This is a genomic window from Vibrio sp. 10N.222.52.B7, from assembly GCF_041474275.1.
Lineage (GTDB): Bacteria > Pseudomonadota > Gammaproteobacteria > Enterobacterales > Vibrionaceae > Vibrio > Vibrio crassostreae_C.
Genome location: NZ_JBFRTU010000251.1, coordinates 1 through 276, shown reverse-complemented (window position 1 = coordinate 276; position 276 = coordinate 1). Strand labels below are relative to the sequence as shown.

The window sequence follows — 276 nt, the reverse complement described above, 5'->3', positions numbered from 1 at the left end:
AAGTTTTCAATACATTCGGCAACGAAGCCATCGATGACATGCCGACGATTATTCTTCCTGAATCAGTGGTGTTTTCGGAAAACATCATCGGTATTTTTGGAGACGAAACACAAACTTCTGATATTAGGATCGATTTTGCGGACTTCTCGTTTAGCGCAGATCAAACTATAGCTGAGTCATTAACCTCTCAAAGCCTGTCGATCACTATCGCGGTATCGTCTAACAAGCAAAGCCTTATTGGAACCCGAAGCGATGGCCAAATTGTGTTCGACGCTT

The 276-nt window shown here is 43.1% G+C and carries 1 protein-coding gene; it reads left to right on the top strand.

The window, feature by feature from the left end:
- Positions 1 to 276: hypothetical protein (locus AB4512_RS22675; RefSeq protein WP_372175789.1), on the top strand; the 276-nt coding region annotated here is incomplete at both ends.